This is a genomic window from Aromatoleum tolulyticum, from assembly GCF_900156155.1.
In the GTDB taxonomy this organism is placed as follows: Bacteria; Pseudomonadota; Gammaproteobacteria; order Burkholderiales; family Rhodocyclaceae; genus Aromatoleum; species Aromatoleum tolulyticum.
Window position 1 is genome coordinate 40,925 of record NZ_FTMD01000012.1, and the last position, 24,245, is coordinate 65,169.

The window sequence follows — 24,245 nt, forward strand, 5'->3', positions numbered from 1 at the left end:
GGTTTCATGAAAGCGAAGTTCCTTGTTCCCCTGTTCATCTTCCTGCTGCTGGCCGGATTTCTCGGTTATGGCCTGAAACTAAACCCGCGCGAGGTCCCGTCGCCGCTGATCGGCAAGGCCGCGCCGACCTTCCGCGTGCCGCAGCTGCAGGCTGAAGACAAGACCATCTCGCCCGAGGACCTGAAGGGGCGCGTGTGGCTCCTCAACGTCTGGGCTTCGTGGTGCATTTCGTGCCGCTACGAACACCCGGTCCTGGTGGAGTTCGCCCGCAACAGTCCGGTGCCCATCGTCGGCCTCAACTACAAGGAAGTGCGCGGTGACGGCGCGCTCGACGTCAAGGGCCTGGATCCCGCAGCCGAGCTCGCCAGCGCTCGCCTGCGGGCGCGCCAGTGGCTCGTCGAGCACGGTGGCGATCCGTATATGGTGTCGGCCGTTGATCTGGACGGGCGCATCGGTATCGACTACGGGGTTTACGGCGTTCCGGAAACCTTCCTGATCGACCAGCAGGGCGTGATCCGCTACAAGCACATCGGGCCGATTACCCGGGAATCCCTGCGCGACGTGCTGCTTCCCAAGATCGCGGAGTTGCAACGTGCGAGTTGATCTGATGCGCCGCCTGGCGCTTGTTGCGGCCCTGCTGCTTCCCGTGGCGGGTCATGCCGGAGAAGCTGCGCCGGTCTCGGACGATCCCGCCCTCGAGGAACGCGTCATGCGCCTGTCGCACGACCTGCGCTGCCTTGTCTGCCAGAATCAGTCGATCGCGGAGTCCAATGCACCGCTGGCCGTGGATCTGCGCAACCAGGTGCGCGAGCAATTCCTCGCCGGCAAGGACGAAGCGGCCGTCGTGGACTATCTCGTTGCCCGCTACGGCGATTTCGTCCTTTATCTGCCGCCGTTCAAGGGGACGACCCTGCTGCTCTGGCTCGGACCGGGGCTGTTGCTCATCGCCGGAGCCGGATGGCTCGGCTGGCGTCTGCGCAGGCGTGTTCGCGAAGTTCCGCCGCCCTTGAGCGCGGAAGAGCATGCCCGCGCCACCGCCCTGCTTGATGGCACTGCCAAACCTTCCCAGGAGTCCCGCTCGTGACCGTTTTCCTGATTCTGGCCACCTTGCTGGTGGCCGGCGCCCTGCTGCTCGTGATCCCGCCCATGCTGGGCACGGGAGCGAAGGCGCGCGAACATGCTGCACGTCAGGAACAGGCGCGTACCGTACTGATCGTGTTGCGCGAGCAACTGGCCGAACTCGAGGCCGACCACGCCGCGGGGCGCCTTGCCGAGGCCGACTACAAGCGTTCCCGCGAGGAGCTCGAGCAGCGCGCGCTGACGGAGGCCGGCACGGCCGAGGCCGGCGTCGATGCCGCCCCCGCCCGCGGTTGGGCGCTCGGCGTGGTCTTCGCCGTGCCGGTTCTCGCGGTGGCGGTGTACCTGCTCCTCGGCACGCCAGAAGGACTCGATCCTGCCAGCGCCAAACCCGCGCCCGAGGCGGGTCACCAGATCACGCCCGAGCAGATGCAGGCGATGGTGGGCCAGCTCGCCGACCGGCTCGAGCGTGAGCCGGGTGACGTGCAGGGCTGGATGATGCTGGGGCGGTCGTATGCCGTGATGCAGAATTTCCAGGGCGCCGTCGCGACGTGGAACAGAATCGGCACGAATATCCCGGACCATCCCGACATCCTCGCCGACTGGGCTGACCTGCTTGCTGGAGCAGCCGGGCGCAAGTTCGAGGGGGACCCCGACCGCCTCATCACCCGTGCCCTCGAACTCGCGCCGAATCACGTCAAGGCACTGGCGCTTTCCGGTACGTCCGCCTTCGTCCGCCACGACTACGCAACCGCGTCCGCCCAGTGGGAGAAGATTCTCGCCACCATGCAGCCCGGTGACGGCGCATACAGCTCGATTCTGGCGAGCATCAACGAGGCCCGCGCCAAAGGAGGAATGGCCGTGCTGAGCCTGCCAGCGGGCGCTCAGGTGGCGGGGATGGGAGGACCTGCGGCGCGGGAAGAAGGCGCTCAAACCTCGTCGGCTCCGCTAACGCTGCGCGGTCGGCTGACCCTGGCACCCGAGCTCGCGCAACAAGCCAACAGCGACGCGACGGTGTTCGTCTTCGCGCGTCCGCCGCAGGGCGGGATGCCTCTCGCCGCGTTGCGCGTGCGTGCCGGCGATCTGCCCATCGAGTTCGATTTCCGCAATGCACAGCGCATGTCGCAAGGTCCCTTGCCCGAACAGATTGCCGTTGGCGCTCGTCTGTCCAAGGGGGGGAACGCAACTGCGGCGGCGGGTGACCTCGAAAGCCAGACCGTGCTCGCCGCGCCCGACGCCCAGGGCGTCAGCATCGTGATCGATCGCGTGCGCAAGTAAGAACTGCAACCGCATCAAGGGAAGGGCGTGGTGCCGTCGGCATCACGCCCTTCTTGTTTTGATGCGGGCTCGTGGTGGGGGAGGGGCGTCTGTTTGCCCACGCCCGGAGGGTTCCTGCGCCGTGGCGCGATCGACGCGGGCGTGGTCGCCGATGACTTCGAGCGGGCGCTATGGCCACGGACGAACCTGCTGCGATCGGCGTCGGTCCCACGAATCTCGATACTGACTCGTCAACCGGGTGACGCTGGGGAGGGAGCTCTGTCAGCATTCAGGCCGCGGAGGCCGTATCACGCGAACCGGCCGCCTTCGGTTCGAATTGCAGGGCGCAAAAAAAGCCGCCCCACGTGGGGGCGGCTCGAGTGATGGCCGGACGTCCTGCCGTTTCGCTCAGCTGGCCGGGCGGATATGTGCGACTCCGCCGTAGCTGCCGATCCAGAGGTCGCCTTCCTTCGTTGTCGTCATCGAGAACACGGTGTCGTTGAACAGGCCATCGGCAGACTTCATGATGCGGAACTGATTGCCTTCCTTGACGGCCAAGCCATTGTTCGTGCCGATCCACAGGCGATTCTGCAGGTCGCGGTGCAGCATGAAGACGTGATTGCCGGGCAGACCTTCAACGGTCGTGTAGTTGGTCCATTTCTGACCGTCGTAGTGCGCCAGGCCGCCACCCCAGGTACCGGACCACACCGTGCCGTCCTCGTCGACGACGAGTGCAATGATGTAGTTCGGGTTGTAAGCCTGGTCGATGCCCTCGAGACCCATCTCGCGCTTCTGCTGCGCGTGATGCAGCGATTCCTTGGCGGGATCGCTCTTGTAGGCGATGTCCTGCTTGACCTTGTCGTAGTCCGCACCGATGCCGCGCGAGTGGTTCCAGTTTTCCCACTTGCCGTCGGCGAAGCGAGCCATTCCGCCCTCCGTCGCGAGCCACATTTCGCCGTTCTTGCCCTCGGCGAGGCCGTACACCCAGTCGTTGGGCAGGCCGCCGCCGGTGCTTTCGACGGTATGGAGCTCCCACGCCGCGGGATCCTTGAGCTTGCCGCCGCGGACGCGGTTCACGCCCGACCAGGTTGCGATCCAGATGTCACCCGAGCGGGTCTCGACGACGTCATAGACGAAGGCATCCCCGAGTCCTTCGGGAATGTTGTAGGTGTCCCATGCGCCCGTCTTTTCGTCCAGCATCGACATGCCGCCGCCGTAGGTGCCGACGGTGATCTTGCCCTGTATCCGGCCGACATAGAACATGCCGTTCGACAGCAGGCCGCTCTGGTTGTCCAGCATCTTGTATTCGTCGGTGCGCGTGTCGTAGCGGATGACGCCGCCGGAGGTCGCGACCCAGATCACGCCATTGTCGGCAAAGATCTTCTTGACGTTCTTGTTGCCGACGCGGAAATGGGTGAACTTCTCGTTCGGATCCACTCCGACCTTCCCTTCGCGGATCTCCTGCGACCCGCCTGCCGACTGGGCGCCGGCCGGTGCGCTCGCGACGGGGGCGGGGGCCTTGGCTTGCTGCTGGCCGAGCGTATAGGCGCCGGCGATCGCGACGGCGCCGACGATCGCGGCGACGGCTGCAACTTTGTAACTCATGCGAAAGACTCCAGTTTAAGTTCCGGTTGTCGCCCGGCCGGCGGGAACGGCCCGCCGGCGCGTCCGACCGTGAGTGTGCCTTACTTGCCGATGACCGCGACGCCGCGGCGTGTGCCGACCCAGATGTCGCCGTTCTCGGATGCCGCAATCGTGTACACGTGCGAGTCGAGCAGGCCTTCCTTGGTCGTAAAGGAGCGCCAGCTCTTGCCGTCGAAGCGCGATACGCCCTTGTCGGTGCCGAACCAGAACACGCCTTGCTTGTCCTGCGCGATCGAGTAAACGATGTTGCCGACCAGCCCGTCCTTGCTGTTGTAGTTCTTCCACGTCTTGCCGTCGAAGCGTGCGACCCCGCCGCCCCACGTGCCGACCCATGCATCGCCCTGCGGGTCGATGTGCATTGCAAACGAGTAGTTCGGATTGTAGGTCGGCTGACCGTGTTCCATCGTCGTCAGGTCGTGGCGCGACCGTGTGCCAAGGCCCGTGTTGCTCGATGCGGGGAGTTGGTCCGCGTTCGGGGCGCCCAGACCGTCCTTGTGCGTCCAGGACTTCCACGTCTTGCCATCGAACATCGACACGCCACCTTCGGTCGCGAACCACGCGCGACCCTTGGCGTCGACATCGAGGCCGTACACCCACTCATTGATCAGTTCCTTGACGTACTTCTTGAATTCGCCGGTCTTGACGTTGTAGTGGTTTACGCCCGCCCAGGTGCCGATCCAGAGGTTGCCATCCTTGTCGTTGGCGTAGGAGTAGATCCAGTAGTCGGCGAGGCCATGCATCGGGAAGTAGGTCTTCCATTTGCCGTCCTTGTAACGCGAAGCGCCGCCGGCATTGGTGCCGAACCATTTATAACCCTGCGAATCGATCCCCACGGCAAACACGTATTCGTTCGCGAGTCCGTCGGCGCGCGTGAAGGTCTTGCGCGGTTTGCGCGTGGACAGGTCGATTTCGTGCACCCCTGTCGAAGTGCCCACCCAGATGGTGTTCGTCCCTTTCTCGATGGTCAGCGCGCGCACGTATACGGTGTCACCGACATTGAAGGTCTCGCGGACCCGGTAGTCGGGCGCCGGTGCCTGGGCAAAGGCTGATCCGGTCATGCAGGTGAGGGCCAGTCCGACCGCCGCGAGGGCGTGCCGTGCGTGCTGCAGGTTCAGGGTCATCGTTGAAGTGTCCGTAAGTAAGCGATTACATCGAGAATTTCTTGATCCCTAAGGATGCCGTTGAATGACGGCATCATCATCTTGCCGCTCTTGATGGTCATGAGCAACATCATGTCGGGCTGCATCAGCCGCTCTCCGCGGGAGAAATGCGGAGCGTTCGGTATCGCGCTGTTCCCGCCGGGGCCGTGGCAACCGATGCAATACTGGTTATAGATGCGCTGCCCATCGACGACGCTTGCTGCGAGCCCGGCTTGGGTGCAGAGCAGGCCCAGGACGAATGCGGCTGCCTGCTTGCGAAGAGTCATCATTTCTTCGCACCCTTCTTCAACGTGCCGAGAATGGCGGCAAGACGGCTGTCCCACAGCTCGGCCTTTGCGGCGTCAGCCGTGAATCCGTACTTGCCGCCCCGGTAACCGTCGACAACCGCCTTGATCGCATCGACTTCCCCGAGTTCGGCCGCCTTGAGCAGGAACTCGCTTGCTTCGGGCGCGGCGGGATTGTCGGCGTTCAGGCGCTTTTCGCCCCGGACGAAGGCGAGAGCTATCGTCACGATGGCGAGCTGGTGTCCCTTCGATGCGGCGGCCCGCATCAGCCTTCCGGTCTCGGCGTCGCTGGGCGCCTTCGCTTCACCGGTAAAGTACATCTTCGCCAGCCCGTACTCGCCGTCCATGTCGCCTTGTGCGGCGGCTTTCTGAAGATATGGAAGGGCTTCGTCATCGAGTTCCGCGCTGTCGAGGATGGATCCGTACAGCGCCTGGGCGCCTGCGTGCCCGGCATCCGCTGCCTTCTTCAATGGCTCCATTGCGCCGACCACGTCGTTGACGCGATATGCCTCGCGTCCGCGCTTGTAGTCCGCTTCCGCATCAGCGAACGCGACCGGCGCCGTGGACAGCAGGGCCAATACGAGAAGGGCGTGGCTGAAAGCGGGAACGAACTTCTCAGTTCCGGGAAGCTTCATTCTAGGTTCCTTGTTCGAAGTTGGAGTCGCGTGCGGGGGGAGGATTGCCGGAATCGCTCCTGTGAATGCCGAACGCTTCGAATTCCTCGAGTTTGCGGTACAGGCTCGACAAGCCGATACCCAGCTTCTGGGCCGCCGTGCGCCTGTCTCCCCCCGTCTCATCGAGCATCCGGTAGATCACGCTCGCCTCGAACTCGCGCAATTGATCGCGCAAGCTCCGCAGGGAAGCAATGGATGTGCCATGAGCCTGGATGTGGGTGCCGGTGCGGGCGATCTCGGGTGGGAGGTCGTCCAGGGTAATGCAACTGTCTTCGGCGAGTATGCACGCGCGGTTGATGACGTTTTCCATCTGGCGCACGTTGCCGGGCCACGGGTAACTGACGAGGAGCCGCTCGACCTCTTCCGACACCGTCATACAGGACGCAGCGTCGCGCTGATCGCGCGCGCGATCGAGGATGAAGCGGATGAGACTGCGGATGTCTTCCTTGCGCTCGCGCAGCGGCGGTATGTGGATGTGGAACATGCTGAGCCGGAAAAACAGATCCTCGCGGAAAGTGCCCTCCTTGACCATCTGGCTGAGGTCACGGTTGGTCGCGGCAATGATCCGGCAGTCGACGCGGCGCGACTGCTCGCTGCCGACGGCGCGGATTTCCTTTTCCTCGATCGCATGCAGGAGCTTGGTCTGCATCAGCATCGGCAGTTCGCCGACTTCGTCGAGGAACAGGGTGCCGAGGTCCGCCTGCAGGAACAGGCCTTTGCGGGCCTTGTCCGCGCCCGTGAACGCGCCTTTCGTGTGACCGAAAAACTCCGCCTCCATGAGCGTTTCGGGAATCGCACTGCAGTTGACCGGCAGGAACAGATGTTCGCTGCGCCGGCTCTGTTCGTGGATCAGGCGTGCAAGGACGCCTTTGCCGGTTCCGGATTCGCCGGTGATCAGCACGGTGCTGTCCGTGGGCGCTACCTTGCCCGCGAGGCGCTCCACCGCAGCCATCGATGGCGAGGTGAAGCGGAACTTGTCGGAGTCGGCCTTGGCGAACTTGCGCAGGACGCGGTTCTCCTCGCGCAGCCCGCGCAGGGCGGCGATCTGCTGCACCCGGTGCAGCATTTCCTCGACGTTGAACGGTTTGGTGACATAGTCCGAGGCGCCCAGGCGCAGGGCCTCGACCGCCGATTCCATCGAGGCGAACGCCGTCACCATGATGAAGTTGGTTTCGACACCGGACTCCTTGATCGATCGCATGAGATCGACTCCGTTGCCGTCCGGCATCTTGATGTCGCAAAGCGCGAGGTCGACGTCTCCGCGGACCAGTTTCGATGCGGCTTCAGTACAGTTGCGCGCCTCGTCGACGGAGTAGCCCGCCTGCCGGCAGGCATCCGCGAGAATTTCCCGGACCGCGCGTTCGTCGTCGATGACCAGTATGTGCATCGAATTCCTTTGTGGTGTGGATGCTGCCCAGTTCAGTTGTCAAGCTACCCGTTCGGGTGGGCGCAGGGGCAGGTGTATGCGCGCCGCCGCGCCCTTGCCGGGTTCGGAATCAAGCGTCAGGGTGCCCCCCGCGTCTTCGATCAGCTCGCGGCTGAGGGCGAGTCCGAGGCCGGTTCCCTTGCCGGCCGGTTTCGTCGTGAAGTATTCGTCGAAGACTTTTCCCAGCGTGTCGGCGTCGATGCCGGCGCCGTTGTCCACGATCTCGACCAGCGCTTCGTGCTCGAGCGCCCGTGTGCGCACGAGAATCTGTGCGGGATGGTCCGCAGGCATTTCCTCGAGGGCGTCCGCAGCGTTGAACAGGAGGTTCATCAGGACCTGCGTCAGGTGATCGCCGATTGCCCGTAAGGCCGGCATTTCGCTGTCGAGTTCGGTCGTCATGGCGATGCGCCGGAAGCGCCGGTCGTAGCTGACAAAGGCGCAGGTGTTGCTCACGAGCTCGTTCAGGTTCAGCAGTTCCGGGCGTTGGGGCTGCGGTCGCGTGAAATCGGCAATCTGTCGCGTGATCGCCGAAATGCGCTTTGCCTGCTCGAGGATCAGTCCGGGGTGGCATGACACGCCGTGATTGGGGCACTGCCGGGACTGTTGTACCTGGTTCATCGCACTTGCGACCCCCGTGATCGCAGCAATGGGATTGTTGATCTCGTGCGCGAGTTGAGCCGCGAGCGAGCCGACGGCCACCATCTTCTCGCGATGGAACTGTTCGAGCCGCGCCCGTTCGATGTGGCGTTCGCGTTCGCGCAGGTCTTGCTGCAGACGGTTGACCGCATGCATCAGCGTTCCCAGTTCGTCATTGCGCGTAACGGGAAGGGGCGCATCGCGATTCCCGTTCACGATACCGTGTGCATGTGCCTCGAGCTTGCGGATATCCCATGTCAGCCGGCTGAAGAATATGGCGGTAACCGCGCCCAGCAGGATCAGTCCGATCACGAGCATGGCCAGGCTGCTCAGTGTAATGCGGTCGTAATTTTCCCGGTACTGGTCGAGCAGCTTCAGTCGGTGAGCGTGCGCATTCTTCGTCACGCCGTCGAGTTCGATGATCAATTCGTTCAGGGTTGCACGCGCAACCCCCAGGGTGCTGAGCGTCGGCGACTGCGCCAGATCGCGCACCAATGCGTGCAGTTTTCCGGCCAGCATCAGCACCGTCGGGTGGCGGTCCTGAATCGCTTCGAGCAGGGACAGGCTGGCTTCGACCTCGATCATTGAACGGATTGCCGACGATGCCAGGTCGTCGTCCGAGAAGGACATGTTCACGGCGAACAGCGTGCGAGCCATCGAAGTGTTGATTTCGAGGAGCTGGGCTTCGGTGCGATGGGCCATCTCGAGCTCGTCGACCACGCGCAGGAGTCCCTGGCGCTGCGTTTCGGTGGATACGCCGATCAGCAGCGAATACGCGACCATGAGGATGAAAGCGATGATTCCCTTCGCCCTGAGCGACAGCGAGCGCGGATGCCGCCCGAGCTGATCCTGCGGTCGTGTTTCGTCATCGGGCATCTCGTAGAGACCGAAGGCCGTGCTGAAGGTCGTGTTCATCTCATTTCTCAGGGTGCGTGCCGCTTCCGTCGGAACTGTCGGGCTACACTAGACGCGCACGCGCTCATTTTCTCAGATGGCGCGGTTGCCCGCACGATGGTGCCACGCTGAGGAAGAGAAAAATAAGAACACAGAATCGACGATACGTTCGCAATGACATCGGACGGTATGGTTATTGCGTGCGGGTTCGCGAATACGCCGGGAGCGCGCCGTCGCTGCGACCGGAAACAGAACTGACTTGATTGGGAGAGGGTTCTTTCATGTTGCGTCGTCTTTCCTTTTGCATGTTGTTGCTGGCCGGAGCCGTGAATGCCGCCCCCATCGACGATGCGCTTCGCCAATACGACGGCGGCCAGTACGAGGTTGCCGCCAAACAGCTCGCGCCGCTTGCCGAGGGCGGGAATGCAGTTGCCCAGGAAAGGCTCGCGGTCATGTACTTCTACGGACGCGGCGTTCCGGAGGACGAGGACAAGGCGCTGCAGTGGGCTCGCCGCAGCGCGGATCAGGGCAATCTCGATGCAATGTACTTCATCGGCAACATGTACGTGTTCGGTGACAGGCTCCCCAAGTCCGTGCAAGATCCCGACCAGGAGGCGGCGCGCTGGTATTTCGAAGCTGCACGCAAGGGGCATGCCGATGCGGAGTACGGCTTGGGGTTGCTGTTCCTGGCGGGCAAGGGTGTCGTTCAGGACCAGGAGGAGGCGATGCGCTGGATCCGCTCGGCAGCAGACCATGGTCACGCCGGTGCGCGGTCCTTTCTCGGTGGGCCGAAGGGGGCGGGGCACTGAGTTGCGGGCCTCCGGCAGCGCACATTCCGGGTGGTTCGGTATCTGACGGAGCGGGGCTCCGATTGATTTCATCGCACATGAACCGGAGAGGTCGATGAGATTGCGCTGGATGACGGGTGTCGTTGCCGCAGTGTTTGCCGTCACGGTGGCGGCGCAGGCGCCAGCCGACGGAAGCGATCAGAAGAGGCGGCTGATCGAGCAGAAGATTCGTCTGGTCGAGACGCTGATCAACTCTCCGGCCGCCAGAGGGGCGGCGGAGGGGCGCGAAGCGGACTCCCGGTCGCTCATCGAGCAGGGCAAGCGCGCAATCGACGACGCACGCAAGGCGCTTGGCGATGCCCGTTTCGATGAGGCGGCAAAGCTGGCGGACGAGGCTTTGCGATCCGTGTCGAGCGCATCGCGCCGGATGTCGCCCGGTGAAGGTGCGCTGCCCGAGAGCGCGCAGCGCAAGAATCTGCAGGATCTCGGCGATCAGGTCGGGATGTACCGGAACTCGATCGAGGAACTGTCCAAGGACAGCCAGAAAGGAGCTGCCGCCAAGGCATTGCTCGGACGCGTCGACGGCCTGACAGCGGAATCGCGGCAGCTTGCCGAGGCCGGGCGCGTCGGCGAGGCCGGGAAGAAGATGGCCGAAGCCTACAAGCTTGCCGTCGAGGAATTGTCGCGCCTGCGGGCCGGCCAGGAGGTCTTGCTGTCGCTGAAGTTCGACACCCCGGCGGACGAGTACGCGTACGAAAAGAAACGCTTCGCGAGCAACGAGATCATGGTCGACATGATGGTTGCGGAGGGGCGGGCCGCCGGCGACAAGGGGCGTCTGGTCGACGGTTTTGTCGAGGAGGGGCGCCGGCTCGGCGCACAGGCCGACGAGCAGGCGAAGGCAGGTCGGCACGTGGAAGCGGTCAAGCTCATGGAGCAGGCTTCCGCCCAGCTGATTCGAGCCTTGCAGTCGATGGGCGTGCCGGTGTTCTGACGCGAGGAGCGCTGAATGATGCGGAAACTGTTCGTTCTCCTCTGTGCATTGACGGCGTTCATGGGCGCGCACGCCGCTGCGCAGCCGGTCGTGTCTCCGGGCGACGTCAACGCCGCAGGCGAGCTCCGGATGCTGTCGCAACGTCTGGCCAAGTCCTATGTGCAGCTGGGTCTCGACGTCGTCCCCGCCGCAGCGCTGGAGCAATTGCAGGATTCGATCGTGCGCTTCGAACGCAATCTCGAGCGCATGCAGGCCCTTGCGGCGGCCGTTCCGCCTGCGGCGCCGGCGATCGAGCGCTTGCGAGGGGACTGGGCGGCGCTGCGTGCCGCGGTCGCCGAACCTGCCGACAGGGCGCGCGCGCTGCTCGCGTCCCGGCGCAGCCTCGACGTTCTCGAAAGTGCGGAGCGGCTCGTCATTGTCCTGGAAGTCGCAGCTGATAGCGGCGGTGCGCGCAGGGTCATCCAGGCGGGAAGGCTGCGCATGCTCTCGCAGCGGGTCGTGAAGGCCTACATGCTGTACTCGTGGGGAGCCGATACGGCGGCCAGCCGCAGCGAGATGGAGTCTGCCGCCGACGAATTCGGGCGCAGCCTGACCACTCTCGCCGCACTGCCGGGCAACACCGCGGACATGCGTGCCGAACTCTCGGAAATCGCGTTGCAATGGGAATGGCTGCGCACCGCCCTGTCGGTGGAGGGAGCCGGCTCATATCGGCTGGTTGTTGCCGAAGCTGCGGACTCCATACTCGCGGCAACAGATCGCCTTGTTCGCCTGCACCAGAACGTGGAATCGCGCTGACCAGAACGGATCAATTCGCCCGAGGGGGGAGACGATGGGTATTTCGCGCCGTCAATTCATCAAGTCAGCCGCATCGTCGCTCGGTCTGGTCGCATTGTCCCCCCGGCTTGGCGTCGCAGCCACGTCGCGGATCGCGACATTGCGTGCCGCGCCGATGGAGCAGTCGATTCGCGCGGGGGCTCCGCGCACGAATTTCTGGGGCTTCAACGGCAGCGTGCCGGGGCCGTTGCTGCGGTATCGCAAGGGCGAGTCGGTGCGACTGACCTTCCAGAATGCGCTGGAGGCCGAATCCGCAGTTCATTGGCACGGGGTCCGCGTGTCGAACGCCATGGATGGCGTTCCCTACGTCACGCAAAACCCGGTGAAGCCGGGCGGGGACTTCGTCTACGAGTTTGCGCTCCCGGACTCAGGCACCTTCTGGTACCACCCGCATCAGTCGAGTTTCGAACAGGTGCCGCGCGGACTCTACGGCGCACTGATCGTCGAGGAAGAGCATCCGATCGAGGTCGACCGCGAACTCGTCTGGTTGCTGTCCGACGTGCGGGTCGGGGAGGACGGGCTGCAGGTCGAGGACTTCGGCCGCATTCTGGACATTGCAAACGATGGACGGATCGGCAACGAGGTTTTGGTCAATGGCAGGGCGGCAGGAGCAGGAAATGTTCTGGAGGTCAGAAGCGGTGAACGCATTCGTCTGCGGCTGATCAATGCGGCAGCTGCGAGGGTCTTCCAGCTCGAATTGCATGGCCACGCAATGAACGTGATCGCCTACGACGGGCAGGCCGTCGAGCCGCATGCGGTCGAGCATCTGATTATCGGGCCGGGAATGCGGGCGGATCTGGTGGTCGATTGCATGCAGGCGCCCGGAAGCCGTTTCCTGATGAACGACACCCACCGTCGCAGCGCGGGGCCCATCGCGTCGCTCGTCTACGGCGATGCGCGCCCCCTGCGCCGCAAGCCGCTCGGTGCTCCGATGCGGCTGGCGCCCAATCGCTTGCCCGAACCAGACCTCGCGAAGGCGACTGAGCACTACATCATGTTCCAGGGCGGCATGCGGGGCGCGCCGACGATGGGCATCGTAGACGGCAAGCCGGTCCGCTCTCACGAGTTGATGGAGCGGCATGGCCTGGCGTGGACGATGAATTACACGGCCGAGCATGAACACGCGCTGATGCATGAGCCGTTCCTGCATCTTCGGCGGGGCGAACACGTCGTTCTGCGCATGATCAATGAGACCGACTTTGTTCACCCCATGCATCTGCATGGCCACTTCTTCCGCGTCGTTGGCGTCGATGGCCGCAAGGAGGCCCGGCCGGTCTGGCGCGATACGGTCATCATGGGGCCGCGCCAGACGATCGACGTCGCGTTCGTCGCGGACAATCCGGGCGACTGGATGTACCACTGCCACATTCTCGATCATGCGGCCGGCGGTATGATGGGGACGATTCGGGTGGCGTAACGCGCCCGCGTTCCGTATGAGAACGGATCCTAGGGTCTGGCTGGTGTCTTTACGGGAAAGCGGCTGCGTACTTCGCGTACGGTCGTCGGATCGGCCCAGTCCCGTTGTCCGAGATGACTGCCCAGAATGGTGCCGTCCGCTCCGACGTAAAGTGTCTGCGGGAGCGCGACGGCCCCCAGCGCAGCCATGGCCTTGCTCGGTGAGTTTGCAATGCTCACCGGCAGGGTGATCCCGTATTTGAGTACGAACTCGCGTACGAGATTGTGGTCGCTATCGACGGACAGCGCGAGCACGCGAATGCCGTCGGGCGCGAGGAGGGCTTCGAGCCGTTGCAACGAGGGCATTTCGGTGCGGCAGGGCGCGCACCACGTCGCCCACAGGTTAACGACGGCCGGACGGCCCTTCAGCCAATCCTGGCTGCGAATTGCTCCACCTTCGAGGCCGGTGAGCTCAAGCGCCGGCATCGATGCCGGCGTCTCGCCGGCGCTTGTCGGCGCCGCGGGCGGAGTCAGGAGCGCAATGACTGCAAGGGTAGCGAAGACGCGGCGGGAGAGTGCGCGCCGCCGTATGGTTGCGGCGGTGTAGGCGGGTGACGATGTTTGATCAGAATCTCGAGTCCTCATTTCGCGGCTTCCTTTCCTTTCTTGCAATTTTGGCATAGCGGCCAAGATGCTCAAGGATGGAGCGGCGCGTCAATGCAAGGACTGCAATTTCCGTGAAGACTACAACGAGCGCGACGAGGTAGGCGCTCCAGACGTACAGGCCGTCGCCGCCCATCGCCCAGAATTCGCTCCAGCTGCCCCAGTTCATGGTCGGGCACCGAAGTTCCGAACAACCCACTCGCTGTTGCGTTCGCGCTTGAGTATGACGTTGCGCAGGCGGGCGAGCGTTGCCGCAACGGCGTAGGCGAATAGGCCCAGGCTCATCAGCAGTATTCCTGCTCCGATGACCGGATCTTCCGGGGCCGACAAGCCTTGCGGTGGCGCGCCATACATGCCGCTCCAGCGAAAGACGGCAAAGTAGAGCAGCGGCAATCCGAACGCTCCGACCAGGGCCAGGAGGCCGCTGGCGCGGTCCGCGCGACGCGTGTCATCAATGCCTTCCTGCAGGGCGACGTAGCCGAGAAAGAGGAAGAGCACCAGCAGCTCCGCGGTCAGGCGTGCCTCCCATACCCACCACGCACCCCAGATCGGTTTGCCCCAGAGGGACCCGGTCCATAGCGCCAGGAACGCAAACATTGCTCCTGTCGGTGCGAGTGCCGAAGCGATCATCGACAGGAAGCGCTGCCGTCTTACGAGACCATAGCCCGCCGTGCCTGCGGTAACGAAGTAGATGGCGACGGACAACCAGAGAGACGGGGTATGTATGAAAGCGATGCGGTAGTGCTCGTGCTGGTGCGGATCCGTCTGGGCGACGGCCAGGCCGACAAACAGGCCGATCGAGCAGAGCACTGCGGCCGCGCAGGCAAACCACGGGCACAGCCGTCCCGCATGGACGTACCCGCGCTGCGGGGTCGCTTTCGACCATGCGGCCAACGGCGGCGATTCGTCCGAGCTGAGGGTGCTGCTGAGTGCGGGCATCTTGTCGTGCTTGTTCGAATGGCGGGGTCGTATTACTGATCTAGCAATCGGCATGCCCACCTGCGACCACGCGAAATCGGGCTCAGTCGGGCAAGCCGCTGCGCTGCAAGGGGCGCAGTCAGGGCTGCGGAAAGGCGGAATTCCTGATTTCAGGAATTCCGTCCCTTCGGGGTGGATCAGGGGGGTGCCGTGCCCGAAAACGTGTTCGAGCGCGGCATGGAAAGGGCTTAACCGGGGATATAGATGCCGGCGCTGCGGATCGCCTTGACCAGTTCGGTGGTCGATTGTTCGAGCAGCTTGATGCCTGCTTCGAAATCCTTGCGCGATGCCGCCGCTTCGGCTTCGCCGCGGAGTGCTCCGGCATTCGTGAGGAATTCCGTGACGCGCGGGCTCATCGGGGCTCCGGCGAGTTTTTCCTCGAGCAGTACCTTGACGAGCATCTTGTGCGTCTCGTTGCGGTCGATCTCGTAGTGGTATTCCTCTTCCTTGGATGCGAAGTTCAGCGAACGTACCAGCGTGTCGCCGGATCGCATCGAGCTGACCGATGCTTTTGCTAGGAGGTATGCCTGTTCGAGAATCGTCCGGCCGCTTGCATATTGGCCCGCAGCGGCCTTGCGCTCAGCGTCGGCGATGAGTGCCTCGACCTGACGGCTGCTCTCCTGCGATTCCTTGTTACCCTTTTCCGACGCAATTCGCTGCTGCGCGGAAAGCAGGGCGCGGACACTCTCGAGTTTGTTCTTGTAATCCGTTTCGACTTTCTTTCCGGTGACGCTTTCCGGCGCGGCAAGCCGTGCCGCTTCGAACATCGTCTTGCTTGCCGCCGAGAGCAGGCTGGAAGCCTTTGCGAGGTCGCCTGCGTCGAAGGCGGCCTTCGCCTGTGTGTACTGTTCCTTGGCCGCCTTGCGCTTCTCGATGGCTGGCGCTTCGCTGCTGGATTCGATCTGGCGTGCCGCAGTGGATTTCTCGATCAGTGTTCCGACCGATTCGAAGCGGCGCTCGAGCTGGGCTCGGTCGGGCTCGTTAGCCTGGAGGCGGGTCGATGCGCTGCCCGGCGGTACGGGCTCGGTCTGCGCCATCGTCGCGCCACCCGAGGCGAGCGTCAGTGTCAGAGCAAGCGCAGCATGCCCAAGAATCCCCCTGCGGCAGTTTGGTTTCATCATTGCGGACTCCTGGGCATGCATGTTGTTGACTGCAAATACGACTTACTGACCCGAGCGGGCGACCGGGCCGTCCTTCTTCTTAGAGTGGCACAAGCGGCATTCGGACACCGGGAAGGCAACCTTGCCGTGGCACACGCCGCACTTCTGCCCGAGAAGGATGGCGGCCATGCTGATCTGGTTGGCGCCTTTCTGCGGGATGAAGATTGCCGGGTGGCAGTTGGAGCAGTCAAGCCACTCGGTGTGCTGCTTGTGCGGATAGACGACGTCCGGCATCGATCCTTTGACTTCGCGGACGATGTTCAGATCCATCACGACCGGCGCTGCGTTTGCATCCACACGGTCCCAGCGCGGGTTGATCGCGCGATCTTCGAGGGCCTTGACCCAATTGACGCGGTTGCCTGCATTGCTGCGGGGAAGCGTTTCGAAAGCGGACAGCGGCGGCATCAACGCTGCGGTGCCTTCGCTGCCGGGGTCGTGGATGCCGTCCTGCATCGGAGGCAGGTTGCGCTGATTGGCCGGCTTGAGCAGGCGATTGAAGCGGTTGACGTCAGTCGCCGGTGCCGCTGCGGCCGCCGGCGCGGCGGCGGGGGCTGCCGCGGCTGGCGCGGCTGGCGCGGGCTTGCCCTTGGCGTCCTGGGCGATGACGGGGGCCGAGCCGAACAGAGTGGCGGCGAACACGGTCAGGAGAAGGGTTGGAATACGGCGGGTCATTTCTTGCTACCTCCTTGCCCGACGGGAACTGCCAGTTTCTGGATGGTGCTTTCGTGCACTTGCGTGGGGGTGTTGGGTTTGCCGGAATGGCACAGGTCGCAGTTCTCGACCGACCAGGCGACTTCGCCGTTGTGGCATGCGCCACAGAACTGGCCGTCAATGATCTTCAGCATCGTGATCTCGTTGCCGCCCGCCTTGAACTGGAAGCCGAGGTCCGCGTGGCAGACCTTGCAGCGGAAGCGGATCCGGTGGAACCAGTGCGGAAAGATCGCTGGCCGCATGCCGGCCGCGTCGGCATAGTTATTGATGACGATGTCGCCATACTCGGCGCGGCTGTCGGACGGGGTCCACAGCGTGATGGCCACTACGGCAAACAGCAGCGCAGTGAGCCCACGACGGACTCTTGTTACCCACGGTACCTGCTTCATAGTTCAACCCTCTTCATAACGTGATCCGTTCCTGCCAGCCAAAATTGCACGAGTTACAGTCGGCTGGCAACCAAACGAGTGTAATCGTCCCGTTCGCAGCTCCGGACTTGTGGAGCATCGGAAGTTCATGCTTTCGCACCGCGGTCACCCGTCTCTCGACTCTTGCCTCCCTGCCTGGGTCGCCTCAGTACGTCGGACCGGTCCTCTAAGCAATATTCAGGCCTAATCTCTATTACCATCGGCGTATCGGTAAGAAAAGCGGCGGTCCGAAAGGGGGCGCCATTTCGGTTTCGGGAATGTAACGGATTGTATCGTTTGCGGGAACGGCTTCCCGAATCCGGGAATTTCCGGGCAGGTCGCATCTGCCCGGGTTAGTGTTTGCCGGGGAGCGGTTCAGGGGGTTTTCTGCCTGTCCGCTTGAGTCTGCTGAAGCTCCGAGCGCCATTCCCACAGCGCTGCCTCCGCCCGTGGCCGGAACGGGTCGTCCAGCGGCGCGAGATGGAGGTAGGCCTGCATGGCGCCCATCGCGCCAGGGCGGTCACCGAGTTCGTCGAGGGTTGTCGCGAGGCCGTAGTACGCATTGACCTGATCACGCCGCAATTCGATTGCCGATTCGAAAAAATCGCGAGCCTGTTTCCATTGCTCGAGACCGATCAGCGCGAACCCCATATTCACGTGCGCTTCGGGAAGCCGCGGGGCCAGGGTCAGTACCTGATGGAACGCCGTGAGTGCATATTCATACTGACGCATCTGAAGCATCGCGACGCCCTGCTCGAATCTCGATCGAACGTCGTTCAGTGTTGCATCGGCGGCTGAGGGGGCGCGGAGCTTCGCCCTGAACAGGTCCGCGTATGCGAGGCGTGTGTGGGAAAGCCCACGGGGCGGGGCCGGATCCAAGGCCAGCAGGGCGCCGAGGCACAGGGTCGCAAGTACCGTGACGGCTATCGCGCGGCGGCGAACATCGCGGCGGTTGCGGGGGCGCTGTACCGGGAGGTCGGGGCTGTGTGTGTTCTGCATAATCTGAGAATTCGAGGTACGGCAATGCATGCGAAGTATCCGACGCCCGCTATCGTGATTGCGCCGCCGGTCCCGGTAAGGGCAGCGGCGAGAATTGCGGCCGGGTCTGCGCCCTCTCCGCTGAACGCGACCTTGCGGGGGGCGCCGAGAATCCCGCTCCAGGCCAGACCGCAGATCAGGGTCGTGATTCCGAAGGTATATACGGAGAGCGGCCGGGTACTTGGCGGGGAATGGTCGGCGTCCGCGGCAGGCGATATGCGGGCCAGAACGGCCGCCATCTGGGCGAGCGTGAACGCGCCGATTGTACCGTGATAATGGGCCGGCACCATGGTCGTCTGGCTGTCGATCGCGGTTCCGGCAAGAATGCCGATGCAATATAGTCCGAGCGATGCGGTAAAACTGTCTGCACTGCGGGCCTCCTTGCGCGAGAGCAGGAGAAGACCGAATGCCAGTGCTGCAGGCCAGTTTGTCCATCTCATGATGTCGGTATGGAGCGAATGGAGCGTGCCCTGATCCAGTCCTGCAAGCAGAAGGGCGGGAGCGATGGTTGCGGGCAGGGATGCGGCGACGAAGAAGGGGATGGCGATCCGAGGCGGTACGTCCGTCATGCCTGTGCGCTCCGACAGACGTAGCCACATTGCCATCATGAGGGTGACGAAGCCGAACTGGAGAATGTGCCCGGCGCCCCAGAGCGCATCGACAAGCCCCATTCCCTGGCGCAGGGCGAGTGCGAGATAGATGGCCCCCGTGCAGAATGGCCAGCGCGCGATCGCAAAACCCCACTCGGCGGCGTCGCGTGGGCGAACCAGGGATATCCCGCCCGTACAGAGTCCCGCAGAGACGAACACTGCAAGGGACCCGAGAAATATCGGGTGGTCGAGATAGGGGAAGTAGTTTGCGAGGACTGGATTCCCAGGGGCAAACAGACCGGACGTGACGACTCCGATGGCCCCGACCGCGCCTGCGACGAGAAGGGCTTGTGCCGTACGATGGCGGCTTGACGGCAGGGCCTCGGTCCACATCGCTCCGGCCATCGTGAAATACCAGAGCAAGGTGGCGAGATTGACGTGCACGACGAGGGCGCGCGGGAAGCTGTCCGGCGGTACCAGAGACGTGAGGACCGGCGTTCGGGCGAGTACGAGCGCCGCGGCCGCCACAGCGGAAAGTCCCAGCGATGACGCGGCGAGCAGCAGCCAGCGCTGTGATACGCCCGGGGGAGTAGAGAACCCTGTGGTCATCATACGGCTCCCTGATGGGGGGCTGCCGAGATGAACGGCACGCCGAAGAAGGTCAGGAAGGCAGTGACGAATACCGCAAGGATCAGGCCGGCATGCACCGGGGGGGACAGCCGGTATGCCAGCCGGGCGTGGATCGTGAACGCGACGGTGAGCCAGGTGATGAACGCCCAGGTTTCGAGGGGATCCCAGGCCCAGTATCGGCCCCAGGCGTCCTGCGCCCAGATGGCGCCGGCGATGAGCATCAGTGTGTGGAATATCAGGCCGATCGCCATGCAGCGAAAGGCAAGTTCGTCGAGTTGGGGGTTGGGCGGCAACTGCTGCAATCGCGTGGTTCCGATGCCGGCTTGACGCAGCAGGATCACGCAGGACAAACCGACTGCAACCAGAACCGCTCCAAGGAACACCTTGCCCAGGCCGATATGGATAAACAGCCAGGGGGTGTTGTAGGTCGGAGGATAGTGCCCCTCGCCGGGATGGGTGACCATCAGCCACCCGAGCATGATGAACATCAGGGGCAGCACGATCGCCGCGGTTGCGCGAATCCGCGGGATGCGCCAGTAGGCGAGGGCGTAGGCGAACATCAGGCTCCAGATGTTCGAGCAGAGGATCTCGAACATCGTGATGAACGGTCCGTGTCCGAGACGCTCCCAGCGCAGACCCATGGAGACGGTCTGCAACGCGAGCCCGGTCAGCGTCAGTCCGAGGACGGTGCGTTCAGGCCGCTTGCCCAGCACGACGCCGACGACGGCGACGATGCCGGCGAGCACGTATGCAGTTACTGCGGCCCAGAGTATCTGTAGTTCTCGTTCCACGTCATGCGTCCCACGGTTTTGCTGCGAATCTTTGCCAAAAATGTACGCCCAGACTGGCGATGGCCACAATGCAGGCGGCGAGCAGCCACGGCAGCGTCCAGTCGTAGAACACTCGATACCCCATCCAGCTGCGCAGACCGTCGAATTCGAGGCGACCGTCCGGCAACTCGATCGAGTCGCCCGGATGCATTTCGTGACGCTCGCTGCCGATACGTACGATCAATTTGTATCCGTCAGGCAGACGGAAACTGGTGTGGCGCTCTGGATCGAGTACGACCTCGTCGAAGTCGAGCATCACCCATACGGAAACGCTGCTGGCCGGAGGCGTCCATTCCGCTGCCTGACTGAATTGATTGCCGGGGTATGGGGGCAGCTGTACCGACCCGTACATCGCCTCGCCGGTCTTCGGCAGCCAGCGGAACGTGGGGGCGAAGCCCTTGTTGAAGGTCGTGTAGAAACGGTAGTTTTCCACGATGAGCGGATCCTGATCGCCGATTTCCGCTTCGTGCCAGTGCCCCTGCCTGTCCGCCCACGCAACCAGGTTGCGCGTGGCCCCACGTTGCAGTCCGGGAGCATACTCGATGGTGAAGCCCTTATTGACGAAACTGACCTTCGACAGTTCTCCGGCATGCCACGGACCCTGCTCGGAGACGGCCAGGACGCCGTCGAAGGCGGTGCCGACGGTAACTCCCGCGTGCCCGTTCAGATATGTCAGGCGGCCTGCGGCAACGAGTAGCAGCAGAACGATGAGGGAGAGGTGAAAAACCAGCAGCGCGATCTGACGCCTGAATACGCCATTGGTTGCAACGGCAGCCAGCAGGTTGAGGGCGAGCAGCACCAAGGGTATGACCAACGGCCAAGTTCGCGCCCCCTCCCGAAGATAAGCGAAGGCCGTTCCAGCGCCGAGCAGCGCGATCAGCCACAGCGTGAGACGCAGGGATGCCAGTTTGCGCAGAAATCTCGCCGAAGGGGATACCGGTCGGATCTGCCCGTCATCACTCCCGTGGAGGAGGGAAGTCTGCTGCGAGTTCCATGCTGTCGTCGTGTACTCGCGCGCCGTTGTTCCGTCGCCGATCATTCCGAGTCGACCTTGGCGCCGCCAAGGTACTGAAAGATCGTTATGCGGCCGTTGAAGGTGTCGGCAACGAACACCCGGTTGAACGAATCAACCCATACTCCGGACGGTAGGTAAAAATTTCCGGTACCTTGGCCGACGCCCCCGATCGGCATCAGGAAGTCGCCGGTCTCGTTAAACACGAGCAAGTTGTCGTAATAGGATTCCACGACATAAATGTTGTTTTCGCTGTCGACGCCGACTCCCTTGGGACGGACCAGGTTGCCATAGTACAGGCCCCGTTTTCCCACGATCTGGGGGGGGGAATCGTCCGCCAGCGGCAGTATCTGCACGCGGCTGTTCATGGTGTCGGTAACGTAGAGTTTCCCTCCGCCAATCGCGAGATGCGTCGGGAAGTTGAACTCGCCTGGAGCCTCCCCCCGTTCGCCGATCACCCGCTCAAGGCGCCCGTCGGCGCTGAATACCTTGATGTCGTGGGCGTAAGTGTCGGCGACGTATAGCAGCCCGGTGGCCGGGTCGCGCACCAGTCCCGTCGGACGTTGAAGCACCCCTGCCCCGATCGGCGGCAACGGGTTTCCTTGCGCATCGAGATGGGCTACGAGTTGCAACTCCGCATCCGCAACCCAGATGCCCCCTCCGTCGGCAAGTGCTACGCCGATCGGCGCGACAAAGCGACGCAGATCAACCGCTTGATCCCAGATCTTCAGTTCGCCTGCGGGTTTGTCAAACACGAAAACGGCCGCACGACTCACGTCGGTGACGAAAATCCGTTCCTGCGCGTCCGCGACCACGGCTTGCGGTCGTTGAAGCACATTGGGCTTTTCCTCCTCGAAAAGACCGACGGCCCAGGCAAGAAAGCCGACGAATCCGGTCGCAGTATCTTCGCGTACGAAGTTCTCTTCGCCGGTAAGCTGGCCCGCGAACTGATAACGGGGGATCTCCGGTTCCGCTGGCCACATGAGCCGCTTGCCTTCTGGAGCGTCGAGCAGGCCGTAGTGGAGGCGCGCTGGTATGGACTGCGTCGCACAGCCACTCAGGGCGATCGAGAGAGTCAGTACCAACCAGTAGAAAGGGGAGTGACCGAGGTTCAAGGCATTCTCCGTTGCGGCGGGATAACCGCAAAGACACCGATCCTGCCCGCAGGGCCGTCGGAAATATATGCGCGATCGACGTCGATAGAGATCGCCGTGATTTCTATCAGCCCCAGCCGTCGCGGTTCGATCGACGCAAGCAATTGCCCGCCGGCGAAGACTTTCAAGCGGTTGTCTCCGCGGTCGACGACCCATGTACGGCCATGGGCGTCGATCGCCAGGTCGGAAGGGGACGTCAGTGTGTTTTCACCATACTGGGCGATGATTCCGCCTTCGTGGTCGAAATCGATGATGCAGCGGCACCGGGGATCGATACCGGTAACCCGCTCGCGACTGGCAGCCAGCAGTGTCGCGCCCGGGAATTCCCCGGCAAAGCCGTCACCACGTCCGATCAGTGGTTCGCTCATCCGTCCTGACGGATGGAACGCAAATACGCCGCCCGCTGCGTCGGATATCCAGACGCGGTTGAGCGTCGGTTCGATGACGACGTCTGCGGGCTGGAGGACGTCATATTTGGCACGGAAGCCCGCGATGCGGCGGCCGTCGCGCGTCAGCCGGGTGATTTCGCCGCGGTCCGGACGCAGCACGTACACGCTCCCGTCCGGTCCAGCCTTCAGGCGTGTCCCGGGCAGTGGGGAAATGTCGCCCAGGGGAGTCACCGCCTGGGTGACTGTGTCCACGCGCAGCAGCAGACGTTGGGCACTGTCCGCCACATAGAGGTCCGGCCCGTTTGCGGCGACCGCAGATGGGCGAACCAGTTTGATGTAGGGGCCGAGAGGCGTCTGACCGTGTACGGGACTGGCAGGAGCGGAGAAGCCGCCCGCGATGACACCCTGCGGCACGAGCAGCTCGTTTGCCCCGCCGTGCGATACGGCATCGGCGGGGGCCTGTGCGTGCACCCCGAGGACGACCGACAGCAGGACTCCCCCGATTATCTTCATCCACATGATTTGCTCACCAGCGACCCGGGCCAAGGGTTTCATGTCCGCCGAAAATCCCCGGCGGCAGCCCCGCCTTGCCGGAGTGGCACAGGTCGCAATTTTCGACGGACCATGCGGTTTCTCCGTCATGACACGCGCCGCAGAAGCGGCCGTCGATGATGTCGGTCATCTTTATCTGGTTTGCTCCCGCGCGCATCTTGAAGCCCAATTCGGCGTGGCAGACCTTGCAGCGAAAGCGTATGCGATGAAACCAGTGCGGAAAGACGACCGGGCGCATTCCGGCCGCCTCGGCCATTCGGTTCAAAACGACGTCAGCATACTCCGCGAATGCTGGTGGCGCAGCGAAAATTACGGACAGCTCGAGCAATGTCGCAGCCACGATCGACGCGAGGGGGCGCCTCCGCTCGCTCATTTGCCCTTGCCTTCCTTTCTGGGCGCCGACGTGCGCTCGCTCGTCGGCGCAGGGGGCGGGGCGGGCACTGCCGCCTTGGCCGCTTCCTCACGTTCCAGTTCCGCCAGGGCGTCGGCGCGCTTCACGCTGTGGCAGCGCGCGCACTCGGTCAGCGGAAACGCCACCGCACCGTGACACACCCCGCACTGCTCGCCCTGAAGTATCAGAAACATGCTTATCTTCGATGCGCCGCGCTGTTTCTTGAACAAGTGATCATGGCAGTTGCTGCAGTCGAGCCACTCGTTGTGGATGCTGTGGGGGAAGCGTACAACCGGCATCCCGCCATTCAGATTCAGCAGCACATCCTTATCGTACTTTTCGCTGACGAGCGGCTTGCGGAGACTCGCTCGCGGGTTGATCTGACCTTCCTTCAAGGCGTTCACCCAGCGTACCTGGTTTCCGGCGTTGTCGGGCGACAGCGGGAATAGGGCGTCGCCCGGCTGTTGCAGAATCTTGACCGCCGGACCGCGCGGGTCGCGAAGACCGTCATTGGCGAGCGGCGCCCAGACCCGTTCGTCAGCCGGCGAGGGCCGCGCGAAAACAAGCATCAGGACGAGCAGGCACTTCACGCAACGTGTGAAGGGGACGCGGGGCAGGCGAACGGACATGATGACGGCGCACCGGTTCAAGCAGATCGGTCCGGAAGATTATCGGATTTA

At 63.5% G+C, this 24,245-nt stretch carries 27 protein-coding genes; 7 read left to right on the plus strand and 20 right to left on the minus strand.

Translation table 11 applies throughout. The features are described from left to right. The first annotated feature begins 6 nt into the window (after nucleotides 1–6). From BW991_RS17145 to ccmI, 3 genes are read left to right on the plus strand one after another with little or no spacing between them, the layout of a single operon-like run. Nucleotides 7–603, plus strand: coding sequence for a DsbE family thiol:disulfide interchange protein (locus tag BW991_RS17145; protein ID WP_076603334.1), 597 nt, complete (start codon nucleotides 7–9; stop codon nucleotides 601–603). Nucleotides 604–607: 4 nt separating this feature from the next. After that, nucleotides 608–1,084: a cytochrome c-type biogenesis protein gene (locus BW991_RS17150; protein ID WP_076603335.1), complete on the plus strand. Its 477-nt coding sequence runs from the start codon at nucleotides 608–610 to the stop codon at nucleotides 1,082–1,084. Further along, entirely contained in the window at nucleotides 1,081–2,355 is a 1,275-nt protein-coding gene (gene ccmI, locus BW991_RS17155) for a c-type cytochrome biogenesis protein CcmI (protein ID WP_076603336.1), read from the plus strand. Before BW991_RS17150 ends, ccmI begins: the two co-directional genes overlap by 4 nt. 387 nt (nucleotides 2,356–2,742) lie before the next feature. Here ccmI and BW991_RS17160 read toward each other — a convergent pair whose 3' ends face one another. The 6 genes from BW991_RS17160 to BW991_RS17185 form a co-directional block, all read right to left on the minus strand. Continuing rightward, nucleotides 2,743–3,939, minus strand: a complete 1,197-nt coding sequence (locus BW991_RS17160; protein ID WP_076603337.1) for a ligand-binding sensor domain-containing protein — start codon at nucleotides 3,937–3,939, stop codon at nucleotides 2,743–2,745. Nucleotides 3,940–4,019: 80 nt separating this feature from the next. Continuing rightward, nucleotides 4,020–5,099 carry a ligand-binding sensor domain-containing protein gene (locus BW991_RS17165; protein WP_076603338.1) on the minus strand — a complete coding sequence of 360 codons (1,080 nt, stop codon included), beginning with the start codon at nucleotides 5,097–5,099 and terminating at the stop codon, nucleotides 4,020–4,022. After that, nucleotides 5,096–5,407 (minus strand): c-type cytochrome, encoded by a 312-nt coding sequence (locus BW991_RS17170; RefSeq protein WP_244551736.1) that lies wholly within the window; start codon nucleotides 5,405–5,407, stop codon nucleotides 5,096–5,098. The genes BW991_RS17165 and BW991_RS17170 overlap by 4 nt, the downstream gene beginning before the upstream one ends. Further along, nucleotides 5,404–6,057: a tetratricopeptide repeat protein gene (locus BW991_RS17175; protein WP_076603340.1), complete on the minus strand. Its 654-nt coding sequence runs from the start codon at nucleotides 6,055–6,057 to the stop codon at nucleotides 5,404–5,406. Before BW991_RS17175 ends, BW991_RS17170 begins: the two co-directional genes overlap by 4 nt. 1 nt (nucleotide 6,058) lies before the next feature. After that, the gene (locus BW991_RS17180; protein ID WP_076603341.1) at nucleotides 6,059–7,483 is read right to left on the minus strand and encodes a sigma-54-dependent transcriptional regulator; all 1,425 of its coding nucleotides are present in this window, start codon (nucleotides 7,481–7,483) and stop codon (nucleotides 6,059–6,061) included. A gap of 39 nt (nucleotides 7,484–7,522) precedes the next feature. Further along, nucleotides 7,523–9,073, minus strand: coding sequence for a sensor histidine kinase (locus BW991_RS17185; protein WP_076603342.1), 1,551 nt, complete (start codon nucleotides 9,071–9,073; stop codon nucleotides 7,523–7,525). Between the two features lie 260 nt (nucleotides 9,074–9,333). Between BW991_RS17185 and BW991_RS17190 the strand changes: the two genes are divergently transcribed. The 4 genes from BW991_RS17190 to BW991_RS17205 all read left to right on the plus strand — a co-directional run bounded on the left by BW991_RS17190 (nucleotide 9,334) and on the right by BW991_RS17205 (nucleotide 13,082). Then, nucleotides 9,334–9,861 carry a tetratricopeptide repeat protein gene (locus BW991_RS17190; RefSeq protein WP_244551737.1) on the plus strand — a complete coding sequence of 176 codons (528 nt, stop codon included), beginning with the start codon at nucleotides 9,334–9,336 and terminating at the stop codon, nucleotides 9,859–9,861. A gap of 94 nt (nucleotides 9,862–9,955) precedes the next feature. Continuing rightward, a complete protein-coding gene (locus tag BW991_RS17195) occupies nucleotides 9,956–10,831 on the plus strand; it encodes a hypothetical protein (RefSeq protein ID WP_244551738.1) in 876 nt (291 codons plus the stop codon). 15 nt (nucleotides 10,832–10,846) lie between these two features. Then, nucleotides 10,847–11,626 (plus strand): type IV pili methyl-accepting chemotaxis transducer N-terminal domain-containing protein, encoded by a 780-nt coding sequence (locus BW991_RS17200; protein WP_076603345.1) that lies wholly within the window; start codon nucleotides 10,847–10,849, stop codon nucleotides 11,624–11,626. A 34-nt stretch (nucleotides 11,627–11,660) separates the two neighbouring features. Further along, nucleotides 11,661–13,082, plus strand: a complete 1,422-nt coding sequence (locus BW991_RS17205; RefSeq protein WP_076603346.1) for a multicopper oxidase family protein — start codon at nucleotides 11,661–11,663, stop codon at nucleotides 13,080–13,082. Between the two features lie 29 nt (nucleotides 13,083–13,111). Here BW991_RS17205 and BW991_RS17210 read toward each other — a convergent pair whose 3' ends face one another. From BW991_RS17210 to BW991_RS17275, 14 genes are all read right to left on the minus strand, one after another. After that, a complete protein-coding gene (locus tag BW991_RS17210; protein WP_076603347.1) occupies nucleotides 13,112–13,546 on the minus strand; it encodes a TlpA family protein disulfide reductase in 435 nt (144 codons plus the stop codon). Nucleotides 13,547–13,685: 139 nt separating this feature from the next. Further along, nucleotides 13,686–13,892: a heme exporter protein CcmD gene (gene ccmD, locus BW991_RS17215; RefSeq protein ID WP_076603348.1), complete on the minus strand. Its 207-nt coding sequence runs from the start codon at nucleotides 13,890–13,892 to the stop codon at nucleotides 13,686–13,688. Next, entirely contained in the window at nucleotides 13,889–14,662 is a 774-nt protein-coding gene (gene ccsA / locus BW991_RS17220) for a cytochrome c biogenesis protein CcsA (RefSeq protein WP_084205127.1), read from the minus strand. Before ccsA (BW991_RS17220) ends, ccmD begins: the two co-directional genes overlap by 4 nt. A gap of 227 nt (nucleotides 14,663–14,889) precedes the next feature. After that, the gene (locus BW991_RS17225) at nucleotides 14,890–15,843 is read right to left on the minus strand and encodes a hypothetical protein (RefSeq protein WP_244551739.1); all 954 of its coding nucleotides are present in this window, start codon (nucleotides 15,841–15,843) and stop codon (nucleotides 14,890–14,892) included. Nucleotides 15,844–15,864: 21 nt separating this feature from the next. Next, nucleotides 15,865–16,533 carry a c(7)-type cytochrome triheme domain-containing protein gene (locus BW991_RS17230; RefSeq protein WP_076603350.1) on the minus strand — a complete coding sequence of 223 codons (669 nt, stop codon included), beginning with the start codon at nucleotides 16,531–16,533 and terminating at the stop codon, nucleotides 15,865–15,867. Then, complete coding sequence (locus BW991_RS17235) at nucleotides 16,530–16,961, minus strand: c(7)-type cytochrome triheme domain-containing protein (protein WP_040394715.1); 432 nt, start codon at nucleotides 16,959–16,961, stop codon at nucleotides 16,530–16,532. Before BW991_RS17235 ends, BW991_RS17230 begins: the two co-directional genes overlap by 4 nt. Before the next feature lie 393 nt (nucleotides 16,962–17,354). Then, nucleotides 17,355–17,720: a tetratricopeptide repeat protein gene (locus BW991_RS23730; RefSeq protein ID WP_139335952.1), complete on the minus strand. Its 366-nt coding sequence runs from the start codon at nucleotides 17,718–17,720 to the stop codon at nucleotides 17,355–17,357. 182 nt (nucleotides 17,721–17,902) lie between these two features. After that, entirely contained in the window at nucleotides 17,903–19,216 is a 1,314-nt protein-coding gene (locus tag BW991_RS17245) for a hypothetical protein (protein WP_076603352.1), read from the minus strand. Continuing rightward, nucleotides 19,216–20,028 (minus strand): cytochrome c biogenesis protein CcsA, encoded by an 813-nt coding sequence (gene ccsA / locus BW991_RS17250; protein ID WP_076603353.1) that lies wholly within the window; start codon nucleotides 20,026–20,028, stop codon nucleotides 19,216–19,218. Before ccsA (BW991_RS17250) ends, BW991_RS17245 begins: the two co-directional genes overlap by 1 nt. A gap of 1 nt (nucleotide 20,029) precedes the next feature. Further along, nucleotides 20,030–21,106 (minus strand): cytochrome c biogenesis ResB family protein, encoded by a 1,077-nt coding sequence (locus BW991_RS17255; protein ID WP_244551740.1) that lies wholly within the window; start codon nucleotides 21,104–21,106, stop codon nucleotides 20,030–20,032. Beyond that, on the minus strand, nucleotides 21,103–22,194 hold the full coding sequence (locus tag BW991_RS17260; RefSeq protein WP_244551741.1) for a 6-bladed beta-propeller: 1,092 nt from the start codon (nucleotides 22,192–22,194) through the stop codon (nucleotides 21,103–21,105). Before BW991_RS17260 ends, BW991_RS17255 begins: the two co-directional genes overlap by 4 nt. After that, on the minus strand, nucleotides 22,191–23,177 hold the full coding sequence (locus BW991_RS17265; RefSeq protein ID WP_244551742.1) for an NHL repeat-containing protein: 987 nt from the start codon (nucleotides 23,175–23,177) through the stop codon (nucleotides 22,191–22,193). Before BW991_RS17265 ends, BW991_RS17260 begins: the two co-directional genes overlap by 4 nt. Continuing rightward, nucleotides 23,149–23,547: a c(7)-type cytochrome triheme domain-containing protein gene (locus BW991_RS17270; RefSeq protein ID WP_076603354.1), complete on the minus strand. Its 399-nt coding sequence runs from the start codon at nucleotides 23,545–23,547 to the stop codon at nucleotides 23,149–23,151. Before BW991_RS17270 ends, BW991_RS17265 begins: the two co-directional genes overlap by 29 nt. After that, nucleotides 23,544–24,194: a c(7)-type cytochrome triheme domain-containing protein gene (locus BW991_RS17275; RefSeq protein WP_076603430.1), complete on the minus strand. Its 651-nt coding sequence runs from the start codon at nucleotides 24,192–24,194 to the stop codon at nucleotides 23,544–23,546. Before BW991_RS17275 ends, BW991_RS17270 begins: the two co-directional genes overlap by 4 nt. Nucleotides 24,195–24,245: the final 51 nt, after the last annotated feature.